The 21643-nt window shown below is 64.5% G+C and carries 20 protein-coding genes; 13 read left to right on the top strand and 7 right to left on the bottom strand.

The genetic code is table 11. The features are described from left to right. Positions 1 to 11 precede the first annotated feature (11 nt). On the top strand, positions 12 to 509 hold the full coding sequence (locus tag L0977_RS13045; protein WP_234265290.1) for a general secretion pathway protein C: 498 nt from the start codon (positions 12 to 14) through the stop codon (positions 507 to 509). Between the two features lie 9 nt (positions 510 to 518). Here the strand turns inward: L0977_RS13045 and L0977_RS13040 are convergent, their stop codons facing one another. Next, positions 519 to 1610, bottom strand: a complete 1092-nt coding sequence (locus tag L0977_RS13040) for a nicotinate-nucleotide--dimethylbenzimidazole phosphoribosyltransferase (protein WP_234265289.1) — start codon at positions 1608 to 1610, stop codon at positions 519 to 521. Between the two features lie 18 nt (positions 1611 to 1628). Beyond that, positions 1629 to 3209 carry a threonine ammonia-lyase, biosynthetic gene (gene ilvA / locus L0977_RS13035; protein ID WP_234265288.1) on the bottom strand — a complete coding sequence of 527 codons (1581 nt, stop codon included), beginning with the start codon at positions 3207 to 3209 and terminating at the stop codon, positions 1629 to 1631. Positions 3210 to 3441: 232 nt separating this feature from the next. On the opposite strand from ilvA, the gene L0977_RS13030 reads away from it, so the two are divergent. Further along, positions 3442 to 3891 carry an OsmC family protein gene (locus L0977_RS13030; protein ID WP_234265287.1) on the top strand — a complete coding sequence of 150 codons (450 nt, stop codon included), beginning with the start codon at positions 3442 to 3444 and terminating at the stop codon, positions 3889 to 3891. A gap of 25 nt (positions 3892 to 3916) precedes the next feature. Here the strand turns inward: L0977_RS13030 and coq7 are convergent, their stop codons facing one another. Further along, the gene (gene coq7, locus L0977_RS13025; protein WP_234265393.1) at positions 3917 to 4579 is read right to left on the bottom strand and encodes a 2-polyprenyl-3-methyl-6-methoxy-1,4-benzoquinone monooxygenase; all 663 of its coding nucleotides are present in this window, start codon (positions 4577 to 4579) and stop codon (positions 3917 to 3919) included. A gap of 288 nt (positions 4580 to 4867) precedes the next feature. On the opposite strand from coq7, the gene L0977_RS13020 reads away from it, so the two are divergent. Both L0977_RS13020 and L0977_RS13015 read left to right on the top strand, forming a co-directional pair. Next, complete coding sequence (locus L0977_RS13020) at positions 4868 to 5755, top strand: porin (protein WP_234265286.1); 888 nt, start codon at positions 4868 to 4870, stop codon at positions 5753 to 5755. 304 nt (positions 5756 to 6059) lie between these two features. Then, positions 6060 to 6968 (top strand): porin, encoded by a 909-nt coding sequence (locus tag L0977_RS13015; protein WP_234265285.1) that lies wholly within the window; start codon positions 6060 to 6062, stop codon positions 6966 to 6968. Between the two features lie 92 nt (positions 6969 to 7060). Here L0977_RS13015 and L0977_RS13010 read toward each other — a convergent pair whose 3' ends face one another. After that, positions 7061 to 7393, bottom strand: coding sequence for a ComEA family DNA-binding protein (locus L0977_RS13010; RefSeq protein WP_234265284.1), 333 nt, complete (start codon positions 7391 to 7393; stop codon positions 7061 to 7063). A gap of 251 nt (positions 7394 to 7644) precedes the next feature. Here L0977_RS13010 and L0977_RS13005 point away from each other — a divergent pair, with 251 nt between their 5' ends. The 8 genes from L0977_RS13005 (at position 7645) to L0977_RS12970 (ending at position 16952) form a co-directional block, all read left to right on the top strand. Further along, positions 7645 to 8361, top strand: a complete 717-nt coding sequence (locus L0977_RS13005) for a DUF3047 domain-containing protein (protein WP_234265283.1) — start codon at positions 7645 to 7647, stop codon at positions 8359 to 8361. Positions 8362 to 8497: 136 nt separating this feature from the next. Beyond that, positions 8498 to 10069 (top strand): ABC transporter substrate-binding protein, encoded by a 1572-nt coding sequence (locus L0977_RS13000; protein WP_234265282.1) that lies wholly within the window; start codon positions 8498 to 8500, stop codon positions 10067 to 10069. A 65-nt stretch (positions 10070 to 10134) separates the two neighbouring features. Further along, entirely contained in the window at positions 10135 to 11115 is a 981-nt protein-coding gene (locus tag L0977_RS12995) for an ABC transporter permease (protein ID WP_234265281.1), read from the top strand. A 54-nt stretch (positions 11116 to 11169) separates the two neighbouring features. Beyond that, positions 11170 to 12381: a M20 aminoacylase family protein gene (locus tag L0977_RS12990; RefSeq protein ID WP_442786635.1), complete on the top strand. Its 1212-nt coding sequence runs from the start codon at positions 11170 to 11172 to the stop codon at positions 12379 to 12381. Between the two features lie 33 nt (positions 12382 to 12414). Further along, a complete protein-coding gene (locus L0977_RS12985) occupies positions 12415 to 13986 on the top strand; it encodes an ABC transporter substrate-binding protein (RefSeq protein WP_234265279.1) in 1572 nt (523 codons plus the stop codon). A 62-nt stretch (positions 13987 to 14048) separates the two neighbouring features. Further along, on the top strand, positions 14049 to 14960 hold the full coding sequence (locus tag L0977_RS12980; RefSeq protein ID WP_234265278.1) for an ABC transporter permease: 912 nt from the start codon (positions 14049 to 14051) through the stop codon (positions 14958 to 14960). 4 nt (positions 14961 to 14964) lie between these two features. Continuing rightward, on the top strand, positions 14965 to 15954 hold the full coding sequence (locus tag L0977_RS12975; protein WP_234265277.1) for an ABC transporter ATP-binding protein: 990 nt from the start codon (positions 14965 to 14967) through the stop codon (positions 15952 to 15954). Next, complete coding sequence (locus tag L0977_RS12970; RefSeq protein WP_234265276.1) at positions 15951 to 16952, top strand: ABC transporter ATP-binding protein; 1002 nt, start codon at positions 15951 to 15953, stop codon at positions 16950 to 16952. The genes L0977_RS12975 and L0977_RS12970 overlap by 4 nt, the downstream gene beginning before the upstream one ends. A gap of 264 nt (positions 16953 to 17216) precedes the next feature. On the opposite strand, the gene L0977_RS12965 is transcribed toward L0977_RS12970, so the two are convergent. Beyond that, complete coding sequence (locus L0977_RS12965; RefSeq protein WP_234265275.1) at positions 17217 to 18065, bottom strand: MurR/RpiR family transcriptional regulator; 849 nt, start codon at positions 18063 to 18065, stop codon at positions 17217 to 17219. A gap of 64 nt (positions 18066 to 18129) precedes the next feature. Between L0977_RS12965 and tal the strand changes: the two genes are divergently transcribed. Next, positions 18130 to 19077 carry a transaldolase gene (tal, locus tag L0977_RS12960; protein WP_234265274.1) on the top strand — a complete coding sequence of 316 codons (948 nt, stop codon included), beginning with the start codon at positions 18130 to 18132 and terminating at the stop codon, positions 19075 to 19077. Between the two features lie 9 nt (positions 19078 to 19086). Here the strand turns inward: tal and mnmD are convergent, their stop codons facing one another. Together mnmD and groL are read right to left on the bottom strand one after the other, a co-directional pair. Next, positions 19087 to 19662, bottom strand: coding sequence for a tRNA (5-methylaminomethyl-2-thiouridine)(34)-methyltransferase MnmD (gene mnmD / locus L0977_RS12955; RefSeq protein WP_234265273.1), 576 nt, complete (start codon positions 19660 to 19662; stop codon positions 19087 to 19089). 305 nt (positions 19663 to 19967) lie between these two features. Next, positions 19968 to 21605, bottom strand: a complete 1638-nt coding sequence (groL, locus tag L0977_RS12950; RefSeq protein WP_234265272.1) for a chaperonin GroEL — start codon at positions 21603 to 21605, stop codon at positions 19968 to 19970. Positions 21606 to 21643: the final 38 nt, after the last annotated feature.

Below are 21643 nucleotides of genomic sequence, written 5' to 3'. Positions count from 1 at the left end.
ATAATGCGCGCATGCAGCCCATGGCCCGGACATTGCCCCGCCAACGAACCCCCGGTCACGGTCCGGACGAGGCCGGTGTGCGGCATCCCTGGCCGGCCTTGACCGCCGCGTCGCTCTGGCTGGCGGCGGCATTGAGCGCAGGGTATTGGGGTCTGCAAATCTGGGGTTCGGGCACTGAACCCGGGTTGCCGGCGCCCGTGGCACGCTTGCAGCCGCCTTCCGACGTGGTCGCTGTCGCCCGCGCGTTGGGTGGGGGCTCCGCTGGCGTGCAAGCGGTCTCCGCCACGCCCGGCACGCGTTTCCGTTTGCATGGGGTGGTGGCCCGGCAGGGTGCCCAGGGCGCGGCACTCATTGCGGTGGAGGGCCAGCCAGCGCGGCCGTTTGTCGTGGGTTCGGTGGTGACCGACGGCCTGGTGCTGCAGTCCGTGGATCGTCGGGGTGCACGTTTGGGCGTTTCCGTGCAAGGCGCCACATCGGTCGAACTGGCGCTGCCCCAGCAACAGCCCTGACGGGTGGGTTCAGGCCTCGCTGGCCGGTGACGCCGGGAGCAATCCGGCAGCCGCTTGCAGTTGGGGCCAGGCGAGCAGGGCGCCCACGCCTTGTCCCGTGCGCAGTTCCAGATCGAGCAGAGGCTGGGATTGCAGATGAATCAGCAGCAGCCGGTGCCCTGGGTGCGCGCTGCGGTGCGCGTGGAACAAATAGTCGGCGACGGCGGGGACCAGGCCCCGGGCCACGAGGGCGGCGGCGTCGGCCACGAAGCCGTCGACCAGCACCACCCGCCGTTCCGATGCGGCCTGCAGCATTGCGCCCGCCAGCATGGCGATTTCGAACCCGCCCATGGCGGCGAGTGCATCGAAGGGGGTGATGGCTTTGCGGTGGCGCGCGGCCACCGCAAACAGGCGTTCGAGACGCAGCCGGTGCCGGACGTCGTCTTCGTCGGGTTCCAGGCCGCACGCATCGGCCAGCGGTACGCCACACAGGCGCGACAGCAGCAGGATGGCGCAGGCTTCGCCCGCCACCCCTTCGTGTCCCAGTACCAGCACGCGGCCGGGCAGATGGCGCACCACGTCCATACCGGCATGGAGGGCCGAGACGGTCTGCGCAACCGACATGGCCGGGCCAAGCACCATGTTGCGGGTCCCAAAACCGATCTTTCGGCGCAGCAGCGGATGCGGGCGCGGTGTGGTGTCCAGCGAGATGTTCGACGCCAGGCCCGCATCGACGACGCTCAGGCCAAACCCCTGGGACTTCGCCAGAGCGCAGACCGGTGCCGATCCGGACAGCAAGGCCTGCACACGTTCGAGCGAGTTGCTCGGCGTGGCGGGGCCGATGCCTTCGTCCACGATGCCGTGGTCGGCCGCAAACACCACGATCTGGGGCGAGGCCTGGGATGATTCTTCGGCGTGGCCGCCGATGGCCGCCAGGCGAAGTGCCAGCGTTTCCAGCCGACCCAGCGAATGGGGCGGCCAGGCCGGCGAATCCGTGTCGTCGGCCTGCGGGGCCAGCGTGTCGCCCGGTCTGGCCGCCACGATGTCCGGCAACTGCAGTGCCGCAGGTGCACCAGGCGGTGGTGCCACGGGCAAGGCGTTGGGCAGGACAGGCTCGGCCATGGGGCTAAATAAACGGCTTCAGGCCTTGAGAAACAGGCGGTAGACCGGGTTGTGGGTTTCCTCCACATGAGGGTAACCGAGCGTGCCGAGAAAACGGGTGAAAGCCTTGTCGTCCTTGGGCGGTACCTGCAGGCCCACCAGGATGCGTCCGTAGTCGGCACCCTGGTTGCGGTAATGGAACAGGCTGATGTTCCAGGTCGGCCGCATCAGGCTCAGGAACTTCAGCAGGGCACCGGGCCGTTCCGGGAAGATGAAGCGCAGCAGGCGCTCGTCCTGCGCCAGCGGTGAATGCCCACCCACCATGTGCCGGATGTGCTCCTTGGCCAGGTCGTCGTGCGTGAGGTCAAGCGCCTGGAAGCCGTGCCGGTTGAAGTTGGCCGCGATCTTGGCCGACTCCCCCTTGCCGTGCGTGGTCAGGCCGATGAACACATGGGCCAATTGGGCGTCGTTGATGCGGTAGTTGAACTCGGTCACGTTGCGCGGACCACCAGGCAGGTCCGCAATGACTTCCAGGAATCGCTTGAAGCTGCCGCGTTCCTCGGGGATGGTCACCGCGAACAGGGCTTCGCGCTCCTCGCCCACTTCGGCCCGCTCGGCCACGAAGCGCAGGCGGTCGAAGTTCATGTTGGCGCCGCACAGAATGGCGGCGTAGGTCTGGCCCTTGGTCTTGTGCCGGGCCACGTATTGTTTGATGGCCGCCACGGCCAGCGCGCCGGCGGGTTCGACGATGGAGCGCGTGTCCACGAAGATGTCCTTGATCGCCGCGCACACGGCGTCGGTGTCGACGATCAGGTAGTCGTCGACCAGGTCGCGCGCGACGCGGAAGGTTTCTTCGCCCACCAGCTTGACCGCCGTGCCATCCGAGAACAGGCCCACGTCGGGCAGGGTGACCCGTTCACCCGCCTGCACCGACTGCGCCATGGCGTCGGAGTCGTTCATCTGCACACCGATGACCTTGACTTCCGGACGCACGGCCTTGATGTAGTTGGCCACTCCCGAGATCAGGCCGCCGCCGCCGATGGCCACGAACACCGCGTCCAGATCGGAGCCGAGGCTTTGCACCTGACGCAGGATTTCCATCGCGATCGTGCCCTGGCCCGCGATCACGTCGGGGTCATCGAACGGGTGGACAAACGTCAGCCCTTCCTTTTTCTGCAGCGCGGCCGCATGGGCGTAAGCGTCGGAGTAGCTGTCTCCGTGCAGCACGACCTGCCCGCCCAGGGATTTGACGGCGTCGATCTTGAGCTGGGGCGTGGTGGTGGGCATGACGACCACGGCCCGCGTGCCCAGCTTGGTGGCTCCCAGCGCCACACCCTGGGCATGGTTGCCGGCCGAAGCGCAGATCACCCCCCGGCGCAACTGCTCGGGAGTGAGGTGGGCCATCTTGTTGTAAGCGCCACGAAGCTTGAAGCTGAAGACTGGCTGCTGGTCTTCACGCTTGAGCAACACCGTGTTGTGCAGGCGGCGGCTGAGGGTGCGCGCCGGCTCCAGCGAGGATTCGGTGGCCACGTCGTACACGCGCGCAGTCAGGATCTTCTTGAGGTAGTCGGCAGGGGTCAGGGCAGGGGCGGGGGGCGGGTTTTTTCGGCGCGAAGGCATGACGGTTTCCTTGAGCCAATGATATCGGCCAAAAAAAACCCGGACCGCTTGACGCGGGTCCGGGTTTGAATCCACCCGTGGAGGGTAGAGGAGACAACCTTTCAATACAATGACGCGATTGTAGCGGCTTCATGCTGCGATGCAACATCTTTCGTGGGCCAAACGCTACGCTTTCCGTAGTTGACCGGTCAAAACCGGCGCAAGCGCGTCTTTTTTCACATCCTTGAACCGCATGGAGTGCACCGTCACCTGGACCGGCGCGGCCGGAACCCGTTCCCACATGGGCTTTGTGGCTGAAACCGGCAGCGGCCATGTGCTCGCGATGGACGGGGCTCCCGACGCCGCGCGCCCCGAAAACGGAGGGGCCAACCTGGCCCCTCGCCCGATGGAGACGGTGCTGGCTGGCACGGGCGGCTGTACGGCCTACGACGTGGTGCTGATCCTCAAGCGGGGGCGTCACGATGTGAAGGGTTGCAGCGTCAAGCTCACCAGCGAGCGGGCCGAGGTGGAGCCCAAGGTGTTCACCAAGATTCACATGCACTTCACCGTCACCGGACGGGGGGTGCCGGCGTCAGCGGTGGAGCGGGCCATTGCGATGAGCCACGAAAAATACTGCTCGGCCAGCATCATGCTGGGCAAGACGGCTGAAATCACCACCAGTTTCGATCTGGTCGAAGCCTGAGCCTGTCCAGCGCGGTGGCCGGACCTCAGATCCGGTGCGCCACGCTGGTCATGATCCGCGCCGCGAACCGCATGGCGCCCTTGACCGGGGCCGGAAGGGGCTTTGCCCCTGCGTGCTCAGCTTCGCGGGCGTGACGGGCTTCGTCACGCGCCATCTGGGCAACCACGGCCCGTGAGGCATGGTCGTTGATGGGCAACCGGTCCATATGACCGGCCAGGTGTGCTTCGACCTGGCGTTCGGTTTCCACCACGAAACCCAGGCTGACGCCCGGCCCCACGCGTCCAGCCAGCCAGCCTATGCCGAAAGCCCCTGCGTACCAGAGCGGGTTCAGCCGCGAGGGTTGGTCGTCGAGGTCGTCCAGCCGTTGCGCGGTCCAGGCCAGGTGTTCGGTTTCTTCCCGTCCTGCGGCTTCCAGTTGCCGGGCCAAGGCCTCATTGGGGTGCCGGCCGGTACGTGCCGCGAGGGCTTGCGCGGTGTAAAGCGCTTGTGCGCAGACCTCTCCCACATGATTGACGCGCATCAGCGCACCGGAGAGGTGGCGGTCTTCAGGACTCAGTGACTGGCGATGCTCTTCGGCGGTGGCCGGGGAGGGCTCCGTGCTTCTGGGTTGCACAAACAAGGTGCGCAAGGCCTGATCCGCTGCGGTGCACAGTGCATCGGAAATTGATTGCCGAGGGGGGACTTCCATGGTCATGGGCGAATTGTTCATGGATGAAAAAGGAATGAAGTTATTACCTTGATATTAAGTAATAACCCTAATAAATATCTATCGTCAGATTGGTGAAAACCCTAGTCTTTTCAAGCGCTTACGGAGTTCTGGTTGCTTTTGTTGTTGGATCGCTACAGGCGAGGGAATCGCTTTCTCGAATTCTTTGCATGGTGGTGAATGTTCTGGTGCAATGCACAGAACTTCCCACAACGGAGGTTGGTCCGGACCACAGATCTTGGCCCTTTCTTAACCTTGGAGATTTCCTCAATGAAAAAAACCCTGATCGCCCTGGCTGCCCTGGCTTCTACCGCTGCCATCGCCCAGTCCACCGTGACCCTGTACGGCAAGGCCAACGTGGGTCTGCGCAAGGAATCTGGCACCAGCACCACGATGCGTGGCGGTGCTGACGGTTCGGACAGCCGTTTCGGTCTGCGCGGCACCGAAGACCTGGGTGGTGGTCTGAAGGCCAACTTCGTCTTCGAATCCGGCCTGAATCCCGCTACCGGTGAATCCGATGCTGTCATGTTCCAGCGTTCGGCATGGGCTGGCCTGAGCGGCGGCTTCGGTGAACTGCGCCTGGGTCGCCAGTACACCGTGGGCTTCAACACCTCCATCGGTTACATGCCTTCCACCTACACCAGCGCTCAGATTCGTTCGGGCCTGGGTTTCAATGGCGTGGGCTCGCGTACCGATGCACAGATCCGCTACATCTCCCCGAACTTCGGTGGCGTGCAGGCTCACATCGCCACGCAACTGAAGGGTAACGCTGAAAACGCGCTGACCGAATTCGCTGTCACCTACGGCAATGGCCCGGTCAAGGCTGCTCTGTACACCAGCAAGACCAAGAACACCGATGGCAACAACGTGGCTCTGAACGGTAGCTACGACTTCGGTTCCTTCATGGTGGCTGCTGGCTATGTGGACAAGGCTGGCGACAACACCGGCAAGGGTGCCTGGATCCACCTGGGTTCCACCTTTGGTGCCTTCTCGCCCTACATCCAGTTCGCCAAGAACAACGACAACGATCAAGACACGATCGAAGTCGGTTCGCGCTATGCCCTGTCCAAGCGCACCGCTGCTTACTTCCACGTGAGCAACAACAGCGATGCTCCCAAGAAGAGCCTGCTGGCCATTGGTCTGGACCACAACTTCTGATTCTCCAGGCCAGGTATGACCTGGCTTGTGAAATCGGCTCAAACCCCGCAGCCCAGGCTGCGGGGTTTTTTTGTGCGCCATGTTCGCAAGAGCGGGATGGGGCAGAGCGCCATCTCCCCGATGAAATGCACAAATTTGGTGCGTTCCGTGTGTTGTCTCATCAAGGCAACACTCTGCGAACTGTTGTGGTGATTTACAGGGAAAACCCTTGGGAAAGACGCTGCAGCCAGTACGATCACCCAGTGAGTTCAATCTCATCGGATTCGTACCCCCGGATCTGAAAATCAACTTGAAGGAACTTGTCATGAAAAAGTCTCTGATTGCTCTGGCTGTGCTGGCTGCCTCCGGCGCCGCCATGGCCCAGTCTTCCGTCACCCTCTACGGTATCGCTGACCTGGCCGTGGTCAAGGAAAAGGGCGAAAGCGCCACGATGGCTTCGGGCGGCGTGAGCGGCAGCCGCTGGGGTCTGAAGGGCTCCGAAGATCTGGGTGGTGGTCTGAAGGCCAACTTCACCTTTGAACAAGGCGTGGACCTGACCTCGGGTGCTGCCAGCGGTTTCAACCGCCAAGCTTGGGTGGGCCTGAGCGGTGGTTTCGGTGAAGTCAAGCTGGGCAAGACCTGGAACGCCTACGACGACATCGTCGGTGCGACCAGCCCCCTGTTTGACTCGTCCTACCTGACGACCAACAACTTCGCTCAGAGCTACGCTCTGGAAGCTGGTAACCCCAACAAGGGCGTCTACTACGCGACCCCCAGCTTCGGTGGCGTGAGCGGTGCCGTGAGCACCACCTTCAAGGAAGGTGATGACAACGCCCGCGTGAACGCCTTCCACGTCAAGTACGAAGGTGGTCCGGTGTTCGTCGGCTTCGCCTACGAACAACAGAAGTCCGATCTGGGTGACCTCAAGCTGTCTCGCCTGCAAGGTTCCTACGACCTGGGCGCTGCCAAGCTGCTGGCCTCTTATGGTCAAGTCAAGGACCTGAGCAAGGACTACACCCTGGGCGTGGACGTTCCCCTGTCTGCCGCTCTGACCCTGTCTGCAGGCCTGACCCAGACCAAGATCGACGGTACCGACCTGAAGCCGGGCACCGTGGGCGTGGCTGTGAACTACTCCCTGTCCAAGCGTACCAGCGTGTACACGGGCTTCAACAAGGACAACAAGGATGCTGGCGACGGCAACCGCTTTGCTCTGGGCCTGAAGCACACCTTCTGATAACGGCTGCGGCCATCATGGCCGCTGTCTGATATCAAAAAAACCCCCGAGGGCTTTGGCCCTCGGGGGTTTTCTTTTGCCGCTGTAAGTTTTCAGGGTTTGGTTGTTTTCTCGCTCGGCTTGTTGGTAGACACCTTGGCAGTGCTTGCGGCGTCCGTGCCCTTGAAGGCTTGTCCATTCACGGTCAGGCCTTCGTCCGACAGCTTGGTGGCCCGTTTGGTGCCGATCCCCGGGACCCGCTGGATGAAGTCGGCCCAGTCCTTGAACTTGGCGCTTTTTCGCTGTTCGACAATTTTGGCCGAGGTGCTGGGGCCGATGCCTTTGATGCTGTCCAGATCGGCAAGGGCTGCGTCGTTGACATCAACGGCGGCGAGTGCGTTGAGTGAGATGGCCAGCGTCAGGGCCGATAGGATGCGTTTGAGCATGATTTCCTCCTTGTGTTGAAGATGCCTGGGGGGATTCCCATAAACGGTGTGTGACAGCGTGACCGTTGCACCGATCTTGCGGGGCTGGTTGGGCGGCGCGCATCCCCCATTTGGGGTAGTCTGGGCATACAAATCGATACACTGTGATATCCGTCGCGTTGTTGGCGTGGCCGGTCGATCAAAAAGAGGGGGCGTGAATGCGTGGATGGGCGTGGGCGTTGTGGATGGCCTTGCTGGCAGGATGCGGTAGCTTGGCTGTCGAGGATGGGACACAACCGGTGGGAACCGGTCAGGCCGTTTCAAGGGGCGGGGCTTCGAAGGCGCTTGCACAGCGCCTGTTGCAGACGCCGGCCTCGGTGCCCTGGGAGCCCTTTGTGCTGCCAGGCAAGACGTTTGTGCCATTCGAAGTCGCAGAGGTCGATGGGCGCCCTGCGCTTCAGGTCCAGGCGCAAGCATCGGTGAGCATCCTGCGTCAGCGTTTTGATGTCCCGCTTCAGCATCTGGGAGCGATGAAGTTTTCCTGGCGTGTCGATGGCTTGCCGCTGGATGCGCGGCTTTCCGAGGCAGACCGGGAAGATGCGCCGGTGCGCATTCTTTTGGCGTTCGACGGCGACAAGTCGCGGTGGTCTGCGCGGCAACACCGTCTTTCCGAGATGAGCCGCCTGTTGACAGGCGAGCCGCTGCCGTATGCAACCTTGATGTATGTGTGGAGCCCGCATGACGCGGCGGATACGGTGGTGGTGAATCCCCGATCGGACCGTGTGCGCAAGCTGGTGGTCGAGACCGGAGACGCGCGGGTCGGGCAATGGGTGGATTACCGGCGCGATGTGCGGGCGGACTTCATCCGGGTATTTGGCGAGGAGCCTGGTCCGTTGTTGGCCGTGGCTTTGATGACCGACACCGACAACACCCGCAGCCAGCTGACGGCGTGGTATGGGGCGCTTCGGTTGGAGTCCCCTTTGCCTTGAGCGTCCGTTTGCGGCGGATGGTGTGTCCGTGAGGCGCTGTGCGTTTGGGGTGATCAAGGTTCGGGTTACTCCCCTACGGAGAGTGGGAACGGATGTTGCATATTGCTTTGACCACGACTTGATTCAGGTGCCAACAATGAAACTTCGTCTGATTGTTTGGGTGGGCGCTTTGGCGCTGGTGTCCGGAGTGGCGCATGCCAAGACCTTCAAGTGGACCAGTGCCAGTGACATTCCGACCTGGGATATCCATTCCCAGAACAACGCCTTGGCCAACGGGGTGCATGCGTCGGTCTATGAGTCGCTCGTCTACTACAACAGCCGAACCTTCAAGCCGGAGCCTGTGCTTGCCACGGCCTGGAAGCAGCTCACGCCGACCCAGTTGCGCCTGACGCTGCGCAAGGGGGTCAAGTTTCATGATGGCGCCGATTTCACGGCGGATGACGCGGTGTTCTCGATCCAGCGGGCGATGGCCAAGACGTCGAACTTCGGTGTCTATGCCCAGGGCATCGACCGGGTGGTGAAGGTGGATGCGCACACCATCGACATCTTCACCAAAGACCCCAATCCGGTGCTGCTGAACCAGTTGACCGAATTGCGCATGATGAACAAGGCTTGGGCCGAAAAGAACCGCTCGGTCGAGCCCAAGGACATCAAGACCCAGGACGAGAATTTTGCCCACCGCAACGCCAATGGCACGGGGCCCTTTGTGCTCAAGGAATGGCAGCCCGACCAGAAGCTGGTGCTGACCCGAAACCCGAGCTGGTGGGGCAAGGCCGACACCAACGTGACCGAAGTGGTGTACACACCGGTCAAAGCCGTGGCGACGCGGATGGCGGCGTTGCTGTCGGGTGAAGTGGACTTCGTGCTGGACCCGAGCCCGCAAGATCTGCCGCGTGTGCGCCAGGACAGCAAGCTGAAGGTGATCGATGGCATTGAAAACCGCACCATCTTCTTCGGCATGGACCAGTTCCGCGACGAACTTCCGGGCAGCAACATCAAGGGCAAAAACCCCCTGAAAGACCAGCGCGTGCGCAAGGCGCTGTACCAGGCCATTGACATCAACACCATCACGCGGGTGACTTTGCGAGGCCTGGGGCAGGCCACAGGGGCCCTGGTGGCGCCGCAGGTCAACGGCTGGACCGAAGGCGTGCACAAGCGCTATCCGTACGACGTGGCGGCTGCGCAGAAACTGCTGGCTGATGCGGGTTACAAGGACGGGTTCGAGGTCGACTTCGCCTGCCCGAACAACCGCTACATCAACGACGAAGCCATTTGCCAGGCGGTGGCCGCGATGTGGGCCAAGATCGGCGTGAAAGCCAAGCTTCGCACGCTGCCGCTGGTGACCTATTTCCCCATGATCCAGCGGTATGAGGCGAGCATCTACATGCTGGGCTGGGGCGTTCCCACCTTCGATGCGCTCTACAGCCTGCAGTCGCTGGTGCGCTCGGTGGGGGCGGGCGGCGACGGCAACTACAACGTGGGCCGTTACAGCAACCCGCAGATGGATGCGCTCGTGGAGCGTACCAAGAAGGAAACCGACCTGAAACTGCGCACGGAACTGCTGACCAAGGCGCTGCAGCTGCAGAACGACGATGTGGCGCACATCCCCTTGCACAACCAGGTGATTCCGTGGGCGATGAAGAAGAACATCGACGTCGTGCACCGCGCGGACAACCGGCTCGACTGGCGGCTGATCAAGGTCAACTGATTTCGCCAATGCCACCATGGGGGCCTCCGAAAGCGTCGGTCGCCCCCATTCCGTTTGGGTGACCGATGCTTGCATTCATTCTCCGCCGATGGGTCCAGGCCATGATCGTCATGGTCAGTGTGGCCTTCATCGCCTTCATGCTGTTTCAGTATGTGGGCGACCCGGTGGTGTTCCTGCTGGGGCAGGACGCCACGCCCGAACAGGTCCGTGAACTGCGGTCGGCGCTGGGCCTTGACCAGCCCTTTTTCGTGCAGTTCTGGCATTTCCTGGTCAATGCGGCGCAAGGCGAGTTCGGCCTGAGCCTGCGTCAGGGGGCCAAGGTGTCGCGCCTGATTGCCGAGCGCTTTCCGGCCACCCTCGAACTGGCCCTGGTCGCGGCACTGCTTGCGCTGGTGGTGGGCATTCCGATGGGGGTTTACGCAGCGCTCAAGCGGGGCACCTTCATCAGCCAGGTGTTCATGACGATTTCACTGCTGGGCGTTTCCTTGCCGACCTTTCTGATCGGCATCCTGCTGATCCTGGTGTTTGCCGTGCAGCTGGGCTGGTTTCCGAGCTTCGGCCGCGGTGAGGTGGTGAACCTGGGCTGGTGGAGCACGGGGCTGCTCACAGCCAAAGGCTGGCACCACATCACCTTGCCGGCGATCACGCTGGCGATCTTCCAGCTCACGCTGATCATGCGGCTGGTGCGGGCCGAGATGCTGGAGGTGCTGCGCACCGACTACATCAAGTTCGCCCGCGCCCGCGGGCTGACCAACCGGGCCGTGCATTTCGGGCACGCGCTCAAGAACACGCTGGTGCCGGTGATGACCATCACGGGCTTGCAACTGGGGGGGCTGATCGCTTTTGCCATCATCACCGAGACGGTGTTCCAGTGGCCGGGCATGGGGCTGCTGTTCATTCAGGCCGTGACCTTTGCCGACATCCCGGTGATGGCGGCCTATCTGTGCCTGATTGCGCTGATCTTCGTGGTGATCAACCTCATCGTCGATCTGCTGTATTTCGTGGTCGATCCCCGGTTGCGTGTCGAGAAGGGTGGAGGGCATTGAGATGACCAAGCGGCCTGATCCGCGGCCGGTGTGCCCAGCATGGTGGCGATGCTGATGCCCCGCTACAAAGCCCACGGGCGTGCCTTTGCGCACATCACCGAGTTTCATCCGGCGCTGACGGCGCTGCGGCGGGAGTTGCATGCCCACCCCGAGCTGGGCTTCGAAGAGCATTTCACCGCTGCGCGGGTGGTGGAGTCGCTCAAGGTGTGTGGTGTTGATGAAGTGCACACCGGTCTGGGCAAGACCGGTGTGGTGGCGGTGATTCATGGCCGCCAGCGCAGCAGTGGGCGGATGCTCGGACTCCGTGCCGACATGGACGCCTTGCCCATGAGCGAACACAACGATTTCGCCTGGCGTTCCAAACGGGCCGGCCTGATGCACGGCTGTGGCCATGACGGGCATGTGGCGATGCTGATCGGCGCCGCCCGCTATCTGGCCGAAACCCGCCACTTCGATGGCACGGCGGTGCTGATCTTCCAGCCGGGGGAGGAGGGCTTCGCTGGTGCCAAGGCGATGATTGAAGACGGGCTGTTCGAGCGCTTTCCGGTGCAGTCGGTTTATGCCATGCACAACTGGCCGCAGATGCGACCAGGCACGGTGGGGATCAACCCGGGGCCGATGATGGCCTCGGCCGACCGAATCACCATCGACATCACCGGCAAGGGCGGGCACGGCGCGCACCCATATGCGACGGTGGACCCGGTGCTCGTGGCGGCCCACATCATCACGGCGGTGCAGAGCATCGTGTCCCGCAATGTGCGGGCCATCGACAGCGCCGTGATCAGCTTGTGCGCCATGCAGGCAGGCGATCCGGGCGCTTTCAGTGTGATTCCGGGCACGGCGCGGCTGGTGGGGACCGTGCGCACTTTCAGCGCCGAGGTGCAGGCCATGGTTGAAAAGCGGCTGCACGAAGTGTGCTCCGGGGTGGCGCTGGGTCTGGGGGCGACCGCCCACCTGAGCTACGAACGCATCTACCCTGCCACCATCAACACGCGTGCGGAAGCCCGCTTCGCCACCGAGGTGGCGCAGAAGCTGGTGGGTCACGACCACGTGGACCGGCAGATGGATCCCAGCATGGGCGCGGAGGACTTTGCCTTCATGCTGCAGGTCAAGCCCGGCGCGTATCTGCGTCTGGGTCAGGGCGGTGAAGGTGGGTGCTTTCTGCACAACAGCCGCTACGATTTCAACGACGAGGTGCTGCCGCTGGGTGCTGCCTTGCACGCCGGCCTGGTCGAGCAAGGCCTGCCGCTGCCGGAGGCCGCCTGAGGGCAGGTCATGGCTTTTCGAAAGGAGCGATCGATGAAGTTCTCTCTGACCCTGGCGGCCGGCCTGGTGCTGGCCTTGGGCGTGGCCACGGCACAGGCCCAGACCGTGCGTATCGGCAACCAGGGCGATGCGCTGTCGATGGACCCGCATTCGCTCAACGAGTCGCTGCAACTGAGCGTGACGGGCAACGTCTACGAGGGCCTGGTGGGGCGCGACGCCAACCTGCAACTGGTGCCCCTGCTGGCCACGGCCTGGAAGCAGACCTCGCCCACCGTCTGGCGCTTCGAGTTGCGCAAAGGCGTGAAATTCCACGACGGCAAGCCCTTCACGGCCGACGACGTGCTGTTCAGCTTTGCCCGCGCGGCGGGCGATGGCTCGGACATGCGCAGCTACACCAACGACATCCAGGCGGTGCGCAAGGTCGGTGATCACGTGGTCGAGGTCGAAACCAAGGCCCCATTTCCCATCCTGCCCGACGTGCTTTCGCTCCTGTACATCATGAGCAAGACCTGGTCTGAGGACAACCAGGCGACGCGGCCGGTGGATCGGCGCAAGGGCATCGAGAACGCGGCGTCGTTCCGCGCCAATGGCACGGGCCCGTTTCGGCTGCGTGAGCGGCAGCCCAATGTGAAGACCAGCTTCGTGCGCAACGGCAGCTATTGGGGGCGCATCGAAGGCAATGTGGTCAACGTGGAGTACACCCCCATCGGCAGCGACGCCACCCGTGTGGCGGCGCTGCTGTCCGGCCAGGTGGACGTGATCGAGCCCGTGCCGCTGCAAGATGTGGCGCGCATCAATGCCAGCGGCAAGTCCAGGGTGATGCAGGGGCCGGAGCTGCGGACCATCTTTCTGGGCATGGACCAGAAGCGCGACGAGCTGCTGTATTCGAGCGTGAAAGGCAAGAACCCGTTCAAGGACCGCCGCGTGCGCCAGGCCTTCTACCAGGCCATCGATATCCAGGGCATCCAGCGCACCGTCATGCGTGGCGCCTCGCGCCCGACGGCCCTGATGGTGGGGCCGGGCATCAACGGCTACGACGCCGCACTCGACAAGCGCCTTCCATACGACCCCGACGCCGCGCGCAAGTTGCTGGCCGATGCCGGCTACAAGGATGGCTTCGAAGTCACGATGAACTGCCCCAACGACCGGTACGTCAACGATGCGGCGATCTGCCAGGCGGTGGCCGCCAATCTGGCGCGGGTTGGGGTGAAGATCCATTTGCAGGCCGAGACCAAGGGCACCTACTTTCCCAAGATCCTGCGGCGCGACACCAGCTTCTACATGCTGGGCTGGACGCCGGGCACTTACGACGCACACAACCCCCTGAATGCGCTGATGCGCTGCGTGGATGACAAGGGCAGCGGCCAGTTCAACCTGGGCGCCTATTGCAACCCGAAGGTGGACGAGCTGACCCTGAAGATCCAGTCCGAAACCGACAAGGCTCGGCGCGACGCCATGATCCAGGAGGTCTTCAAGCTGCACGCCAACGACATCGGGCATCTGCCCCTGCACCAGCAGGCACTGGCCTGGGGTGTGGCCAGCAACGTGCAACTGGTGCAACTGGCCGACAACTTCATGCCCTTCCGTTTCATGTCGGTGAAATGACCGAGGGCTGCCGGTAGGCAGGCCCTCCGTTTTGTCCGCGATTTTTTCCACCCACGAAGCCTGTGATCAACACCCTGCGCCGTTGGCTCGACAGCGATGTCGGCCACAGCTTCCGCTCTTCCCCGACCGCCGTGTTCGCGGCGCTGATCGCTCTGGTCTGCGCGCTGGGCGCCGTGTTCGCGCCATGGCTGGCGCCGCACAACCCTTTTGACCTGGCCACGCTGGAGCTGTCCAATGCTCGTCTGCCGCCGGCATGGAGCGAGGGCGGCACCTGGTCGTTTCCGTTCGGCACCGACGATCAGGGCCGCGACATCCTCTCGGCGCTGATGTATGGCGCACGCATTTCGTTGGCGGTGGGGCTGGCGTCGGTGGTCCTGTCCGTGGTGATCGGGGTGTCCTTCGGGTTGCTGGCCGGTTTTCTGGGGGGCTGGGTCGACAGCTTCCTCATGCGTCTGTGCGACGTGATGCTGTCCTTTCCCGCGATCCTGGTGGCCTTGCTGATCGCCGGCGTGGGGCGGGCGCTGTTTCCCCATGCGCACGACACGCTGGCCTTCGGGGTGCTGATCCTGTCCATCACGCTCACGGGCTGGGTGCAGTACGCGCGCACGGTGCGCGGCTCGACGCTGGTCGAGCGCAGCAAGGAATATGTGCAGGCCGCGCGCGTGACCGGCGTGGCGCCGCTGCGCATCATGCGGCGCCACGTGCTGCCCAATGTGCTGGGGCCGGTGCTGGTGCTGGCCACCATCCAGGTGGCCACCGCCATCATCACCGAGGCCACGCTGTCGTTCCTGGGTGTGGGGGCGCCGCCGACTTCACCCTCGCTGGGCACGCTGATCCGCATCGGCAACGACTACCTGTTCTCCGGCGAATGGTGGATCACCATCTTCCCCGGGGTGATGCTGGTGCTGATCGCGCTGTCCGTGAACCTGCTGGGCGACTGGCTGCGCGACGCCCTGAATCCCAAACTCCGCTGACCCGATGAGCCTGCTGCAAGTCAAGAACCTTGTCGTCGAGTTTCCGCACCGGCGCGGCACGCTGCGCGCGCTGGACGACATCTCTTTCGACATCGCGCCCGGTGAGATCCTGGGCGTGGTGGGCGAGTCCGGCGCCGGCAAGTCGCTCACCGGGGCGGCCATCATCGGTTTGCTGGAGCCCCCCGGTCGCGTGGCCTCGGGCCAGATCCTGCTGGAGGGGCGGCGCATCGACAACCTGCCGCCCGAGCCCATGCGCAAGATTCGGGGGCGCCAGATCGGTGCCATCTTCCAAGACCCGCTGACCTCGCTCAACCCCTTGTATTCGGTGGGGCGGCAGCTCATCGAAACCATCACCACCCACCTGCCCGTGAGCCCGGCCGAGGCGCGCCAGCGCGCCATCCAGTTGCTCCGCGACACCGGCATTCCGGCGGCCGAACAGCGCATCGACCACTTTCCGCACCAGTTCTCGGGCGGCATGCGCCAGCGTGTGGTGATTGCCCTGGCGCTGGCGGCCGAGCCGCGCCTGATCGTGGCCGACGAGCCCACCACCGCGCTGGACGTGTCGATCCAGGCGCAGATCATCACCTTGCTCAAAACCGTCTGCAAGGAGCGGGGGGCGGCCGTCATGCTGATCACGCACGACATGGGCGTGATCGCCGAAACCTGCGACCGCGTGGCGGTGATGTACGCCGGCCGGATCGCGGAAATCGGCCCGGTGCACCAGGTGATCAACCAGCCGGCCCACCCGTACACCAAGGGCCTGATGGCCTGCATTCCCGACATGGAGGCCGACCGCGAACGCCTGCACCAGATCGATGGCGCGATGCCGCGCCTCAACGCCATTCCGCCCGGTTGTGCCTACAACCCGCGCTGCGATCGCCGCTTCGATCGCTGCCACGCGCAGCGCCCCGAGCTGATGGCCGCGGGCGCCACGCGCGCGGCCTGCTGGCTGCACGACGCGGCCAGCGTGCAGGCGGTGGGAGAGGCAGCATGAGCACCTCGACACCGCTGGTGCAGGCAACCGACCTGGCCAAGACCTTCGATGTGTCGGCGCCCTGGCTCAACCGTGTGCTCGAACGCCAGCCGCGCCAGTGGCTGCGGGCGGTCGACGGGGTGAGCTTCGACATTCCCAAAGGCCAGACACTGGCGCTGGTGGGCGAGTCGGGCTGTGGCAAAAGCACCGTGGCGCGCCTGCTTGTGGGCCTGTACGAACCCACGCGGGGCGGCTTCATTTTCGACGGGCAGGACGCACACGCGGCCTTCAAGACGCCGCAGGGGCGCCAGTTGCGCAAGCGCATCCAGATGATTTTCCAGGACCCCTATGCCAGCCTCAACCCCCGCTGGCGGGTGGAAGACATCATTGCCGAGCCGTTGCGCGAACACGGGGTGCTCAGCGATGCCGTGGCGCTGCGTCAGCGGGTCGAGGAATTGCTGCATTCCGTCGGCCTGTCGGCGCAGGACCGGGCGAAGTACCCGCACCAGTTTTCGGGCGGGCAACGCCAGCGCATCTCCATCGCACGCGCACTGGCCACGCAGCCGGAGTTCCTGGTCTGCGACGAGCCGACTTCGGCGCTGGACGTGTCGGTGCAGGCGCAGGTGCTCAACATCATGAAAGACCTGCAGCGCCAGCAGGGGCTGACCTACCTGTTCATCAGCCACAACCTCGCGGTGGTGCGGCATGTGAGCGATCAGGTGGGCGTGATGTATCTGGGGCGCCTGGTCGAGCTGGCCGACAAGCAGACCCTGTTCAGCCAGCCACGCCACCCCTACACGCGCATGCTGCTGGACGCGATCCCGAAGATGCACGACACCGGTCAGGCGCGCACGCCGGTGCAGGGCGAGGTGCCCAACCCGCTGAATCCGCCACCCGGCTGCGCGTTCAACCCGCGTTGCCCGCATGTGAACGAGCGCTGCCGCGTGGAGCGTCCTTCGTTGCAGACCATCGGCGGCGTGCGCATCGCGTGTCACGCGGTCGAGGAAGGCCGGATCTGACGGGGGCTTCCAGCGTTCAGCCGGGTGGGCGTTGGCACGGACGACGGGCACTCCCCTCCGCGAATGTCCCCCGGCCCGCTGCGCGGGCCTCCTCCTTTATTTCGCTGCGGGGAGCGCCCGTCGTCCTCTGGTGTGGGCGGCGCGCGGGCTCCCAGTCAAGAGATGCCGTGGAACCGGCTCTGCCGGGCCACAGGTATCGTCCCCCTCTGGGGGAAGACGCGAAGCGGCGCAGGGGGCCGCATAAGCTGTGCGCAACGCGCACGCTTATGCGTACCTTTTACTCCGCAGGTTGTTCTTCATTTCCTTGAGCAGCGGCTGCAGCTTGGTGCCCCCGATGCGCAGCGCCAGGCAGGTGGCCATCACGTCGATGATCATCAGGTGCATCAGGCGCGAGGTCATGGGGCTGTAGCGGTCGTAGCCCTCGGGGTGGTCGGCCGCGAGGTGGATGTGGCCGGCGGCGGCCAGCGGCGAGCCGCTGGCGGTGACCGTGATGACGGTGGCGCCGTGCTTGCGCGCGATGTCGGCCGCATCCATCAGGTCGCGCGTGCGGCCCGAGTTGGAGATGATCACCACGCAGTCGCCCGGGCCCAGCAGCGAGGCGCTCATCACCTGCATGTGGCCGTCGCTGTAGGCGATGGCGTTGATGCCCAGGCGGAAGAATTTGTGCTGGGCGTCCTGGGCCACGATGCCCGAGTTGCCGGCGCCGAAGAATTCGATGCGGCCGCGCTTGCGGTAGGTGTCCATCAGGGCATCCACCGCCTTTTCGATGGCGTGCGTGGACGCGTCGTTGCGGTACTTCAGGAAGGCGGCCACGGTGTTGTCGATCACCTTGACCATCACGTCGCTGACCTTGTCGTCCACGTCCACGCTGCGGTGGATGAAGGGCACGCCTTCGCTGACATTGCCCGCCAGTTTGAGCTTGAAGTCCGACAGGCCGTCGTAGCCCATGCTGCGGCAAAAGCGCACCACAGTGGGTTTGCTCACATGGGCGCGATCGGCCAGCTCGGCCACCGGCAGGCTGGCAAAGCTGCGCGGATCGGCCAGAACGAGCTTGCCCACGCGCTGTTCGGCGGGGGCCAGGGAGGGCAGCGAGGCTTTGATGCGATCCAGCATGGCGGCGACAAAGGCGGAGAGTTACATGAAATGGTGAAACCGAATTACACCCGATAATGACCGCATGAACCAGCTCGATGCCCTCAAACAGTTCACCACCGTGGTCGCCGACACGGGCGACTTCCGTCAGATCGCGGCCTACGCCCCGCGCGACGCGACGACCAACCCGTCGCTGGTGCTCAAGGCGGTGCAAAAGCCCGAATACGCGCACCTGCTGCAGGAAACCGTGGCCCGTTACGGGTCGCAGGGGCTGGACGAGACCATGAACCGCCTGCTGGTGCGTTTTGGCATCGAGATCCTGCAGCACATTCCCGGGCGCGTCTCGACCGAAGTGGACGCGCGCCTGAGTTTCGACACCGAGGCCACGGTCTCGCGCGCGCGCCGCATCATCGACCTCTACCAGGGCGAGGGCGTGCACGTGGACCGCATCCTGATCAAGATCGCCTCGACCTGGGAAGGCATCCAGGCGGCGGCGCGGCTGGAGCGCGACGGCATCCACACCAACCTTACGCTGCTGTTCAGCTTCTGCCAGGCGGTGGCCTGCGGACAGGCCAAGGTGCAGCTGATCTCGCCCTTCGTCGGCCGCATCTACGACTGGTACAAGAAGCAGGCCGGCGCTGCCTGGGACGAGGCCGCCATGGCGGGTGCCAACGATCCCGGCGTGCAGTCGGTGCGCAACATCTTCAATTTCTACAAGAAGCACGGCATCGCCACCGAGGTCATGGGCGCGAGCTTCCGCAACGTGGGCCAGATCACCGCGCTGGCTGGGTGCGACCTGCTGACCATCAGTCCGGACCTGCTGGCCCAACTGGCGGCCACGGAGGCCCCGTTGTCGCCGGCTCTCGACGCCGAGGCGGCGCGGTCGCTGGACACGCCGTTCGTGACCTACGACGAGGCCGGCTTCCGCTACGCGCTCAACGAGGACGCGATGGCGACCGAAAAACTGGCCGAAGGCATTCGCGCCTTTGCCGCCGACACCTTCAAGCTCGAAGCCCTGATGAAGGCGGCCTGAGTCCGCCGTTCACCGCGTTGGCGCCGCAGGCTGCTTGCGCGCCACCAGACAGTGGCGCTTCGGGGGCAGCCCGTCGCGCTTGACCACGGAGAAGCCGGCCGCCGTGAGGGCCCGCCGCACCGAACCGGCCACGCACCAGGTGGCCAGCGCCGCACCCGGCCGGGCCAGCCGGCCCACCGACTGCATCAAAGCGGGTGACCACATGGCGGGGTTGAGCGGAGGGTCGAAGCCGTCGAGAAACACCGAGTTCACGCCAGGCTCCATGGCCTGCAGCGCGGGCAGGGCGTCGCCTTCGCGCAGCCGCAGGCGAACCGCGCCACCGGCATCGAGTCGCAGCTCACCCCGCTGGCGCAAGCGGGTCCAGCCGGTCGCCAGTGCCTCCGCCAGCGCGTGCAGGTCGGGAAAAGGGCGGGCTGCGCGACGCAGATCGTCGGCCGTGGGCACAAAGGCTTCGGTGGCGTCGTAAATCAGCGTCGCGGGCCGTTGCGGATCGCGTTGCCAGAGCTGCCAGGTGGCGAGGAAGTTCAGGCCCAGGCCGAAGCCGTTTTCGAGCACGCGCCACTGTGTGGCGCCGCACCAGGCCATGCCCGCCTGCGGGCGCCATCTGCCGCGCACAAGCCGCAGCCGGCCAGGAACACGTAGCGGGCCTGCGCCAGTCCCCCCAGGCCGTCGATGCCTTCATTGCGGTAGCGGTCCCCGAAGCGGACGCTGACCGGGGCGCCCTGCGCGTCCCAGGCGACGGGCGAATCGGCGGCCGGGTTGAAGGGCGACGGGTTTCATGGCTTCTGCGGGCGGGTTCTGGGGGGATCCCCAAAAAGAAACCCCGCGAGGATATCGCGGGGTTTCGAGGCAGGCATCGGGGCGGGGCGCCCCGATGTGCAGTCGGGCAATTACATGCCCATGCCGCCCATGCCACCCATGTCGGGCATGGCCGGTGCCGGGGAGTCGTCCTTCGGTGCTTCGGCGACCATGCACTCGGTCGTCAGCATCAGCGAAGCCACGGAAGCGGCGTTCAGCAGGGCGGTGCGGGTCACCTTGGTTGGGTCCAGGATACCCATTTCGATCATGTCGCCGTAGGTGTCGTTGGCGGCGTTGAAGCCGAAGTTGCCCTTGCCTTCCAGCACTTTGTTGATCACGACCGAGGGTTCGCCACCGGCGTTGCCCACGATTTCGCGCAGGGGGGCTTCGATCGCCTTCAGGACCAGCTTGATGCCGGCGTCCTGGTCGGGGTTGTCACCCTTGATGGCGCCAGCGGACTGCTTGGCGCGCAGCAGGGCCACGCCACCACCGGCCACGATGCCTTCTTCCACCGCAGCGCGGGTGGCGTGCAGGGCGTCTTCCACGCGGGCCTTCTTTTCCTTCATCTCGACTTCGGTGGCGGCACCGACCTTGATGACGGCCACACCGCCGGCCAGCTTGGCCACGCGCTCTTGCAGCTTTTCGCGGTCGTAGTCGCTGGTGGCTTCTTCGATCTGGATGCGGATTTGCTTGACGCGGGCTTCGATGTCAGCGGCAGCGCCGTTGCCGTCGATGATGGTGGTGTTTTCCTTGCCCACTTCGATGCGCTTGGCTTGGCCCAGGTCGGCCAGGGTCACCTTTTCCAGGGTCAGGCCGACTTCTTCGGCGATGACCTTGCCGCCCGTCAGGATGGCGATGTCTTCCAGCATGGCCTTGCGGCGGTCGCCAAAGCCAGGGGCCTTGACGGCGACAACCTTCAGGATGCCGCGGATGGTGTTGACCACCAGGGTCGCCAGGGCTTCGCCTTCGACGTCTTCGGCAATGATCAGCAGCGGACGGCCGGCCTTGGCCACGGCTTCCAGCGTGGGCAGCAGGTCACGGATGTTGCTGATCTTCTTGTCGAACAGCAGGACGAAGGGGTTGTCCAGCAGGGCGGCCTGCTTTTCGGGGTTGTTGATGAAGTAGGGCGACAGGTAACCGCGGTCGAACTGCATGCCTTCCACGACATCCAGCTCGTTGCTCAGGCTCTTGCCGTCTTCGACGGTGATCACGCCTTCCTTGCCGACCTTGTCCATCGCGTTGGCGATGATTTCGCCGATGGAGGCATCGCTGTTGGCGGAGATGGAGCCGACTTGCGCGATTTCCTTGGAGGTGGTGGTGGGCTTGGAGGCCTTCTTCAGCTCGGCGATCAGGGATTCGACAGCCCGGTCGATACCGCGCTTCAGATCCATCGGGTTCATGCCGGCGGCCACGTACTTCATGCCTTCGCGCACGATGGCCTGGGCCAGCACGGTGGCGGTGGTGGTGCCGTCACCGGCGTTGTCAGAGGTCTTGGAAGCGACTTCCTTGACCATCTGGGCGCCCATGTTCTGGAGCTTGTCCTTGAGTTCGATTTCCTTGGCCACGGACACACCGTCCTTGGTCACGGTGGGGGCGCCGAAGGAGCGCTCCAGCACCACGTTGCGGCCCTTGGGACCCAGGGTGGTCTTGACCGCGTTGGCCAGGATGTTCACGCCTTCGACCATGCGGGCGCGGGCTTCACCGCCGAAAACGACGTCTTTTGCTGCCATGTTGATTTCTCCGGATTCAGTAAATGGGGATGGATGAG

It is taken from the genome of Hydrogenophaga sp. NFH-34 (assembly GCF_021401345.1).
Taxonomy (GTDB): Bacteria; Pseudomonadota; Gammaproteobacteria; order Burkholderiales; family Burkholderiaceae_C; genus Hydrogenophaga; species Hydrogenophaga electricum.
Note: the sequence above shows the minus strand (reverse complement) of the source record. Positions and strands in the feature narration are given on the sequence as shown.

Coding starts and splice junctions, on each gene's coding strand:
- L0977_RS13000 (WP_234265282.1), top strand. CDS start 8,498: ATGAAACTTCGTCTGATTGTTTGGGTGGGCGCTTTGGCGCTGGTGTCC.
- L0977_RS12970 (WP_234265276.1), top strand. CDS start 15,951: ATGAGCACCTCGACACCGCTGGTGCAGGCAACCGACCTGGCCAAGACC.
- mnmD (WP_234265273.1), bottom strand. CDS start 19,662: ATGGCCTGGTGCGGCGCCACACAGTGGCGCGTGCTCGAAAACGGCTTC.
- L0977_RS13030 (WP_234265287.1), top strand. CDS start 3,442: ATGGAGTGCACCGTCACCTGGACCGGCGCGGCCGGAACCCGTTCCCAC.
- groL (WP_234265272.1), bottom strand. CDS start 21,605: ATGGCAGCAAAAGACGTCGTTTTCGGCGGTGAAGCCCGCGCCCGCATG.
- L0977_RS13045 (WP_234265290.1), top strand. CDS start 12: ATGCAGCCCATGGCCCGGACATTGCCCCGCCAACGAACCCCCGGTCAC.
- L0977_RS13010 (WP_234265284.1), bottom strand. CDS start 7,393: ATGCTCAAACGCATCCTATCGGCCCTGACGCTGGCCATCTCACTCAAC.
- L0977_RS13040 (WP_234265289.1), bottom strand. CDS start 1,610: ATGGCCGAGCCTGTCCTGCCCAACGCCTTGCCCGTGGCACCACCGCCT.
- coq7 (WP_234265393.1), bottom strand. CDS start 4,579: ATGGAAGTCCCCCCTCGGCAATCAATTTCCGATGCACTGTGCACCGCA.
- L0977_RS13015 (WP_234265285.1), top strand. CDS start 6,060: ATGAAAAAGTCTCTGATTGCTCTGGCTGTGCTGGCTGCCTCCGGCGCC.
- tal (WP_234265274.1), top strand. CDS start 18,130: ATGAACCAGCTCGATGCCCTCAAACAGTTCACCACCGTGGTCGCCGAC.
- ilvA (WP_234265288.1), bottom strand. CDS start 3,209: ATGCCTTCGCGCCGAAAAAACCCGCCCCCCGCCCCTGCCCTGACCCCT.
- L0977_RS13020 (WP_234265286.1), top strand. CDS start 4,868: ATGAAAAAAACCCTGATCGCCCTGGCTGCCCTGGCTTCTACCGCTGCC.
- L0977_RS12985 (WP_234265279.1), top strand. CDS start 12,415: ATGAAGTTCTCTCTGACCCTGGCGGCCGGCCTGGTGCTGGCCTTGGGC.
- L0977_RS12965 (WP_234265275.1), bottom strand. CDS start 18,065: ATGCTGGATCGCATCAAAGCCTCGCTGCCCTCCCTGGCCCCCGCCGAA.
- L0977_RS12975 (WP_234265277.1), top strand. CDS start 14,965: ATGAGCCTGCTGCAAGTCAAGAACCTTGTCGTCGAGTTTCCGCACCGG.
- L0977_RS12995 (WP_234265281.1), top strand. CDS start 10,135: ATGCTTGCATTCATTCTCCGCCGATGGGTCCAGGCCATGATCGTCATG.
- L0977_RS12990 (WP_442786635.1), top strand. CDS start 11,170: ATGCCCCGCTACAAAGCCCACGGGCGTGCCTTTGCGCACATCACCGAG.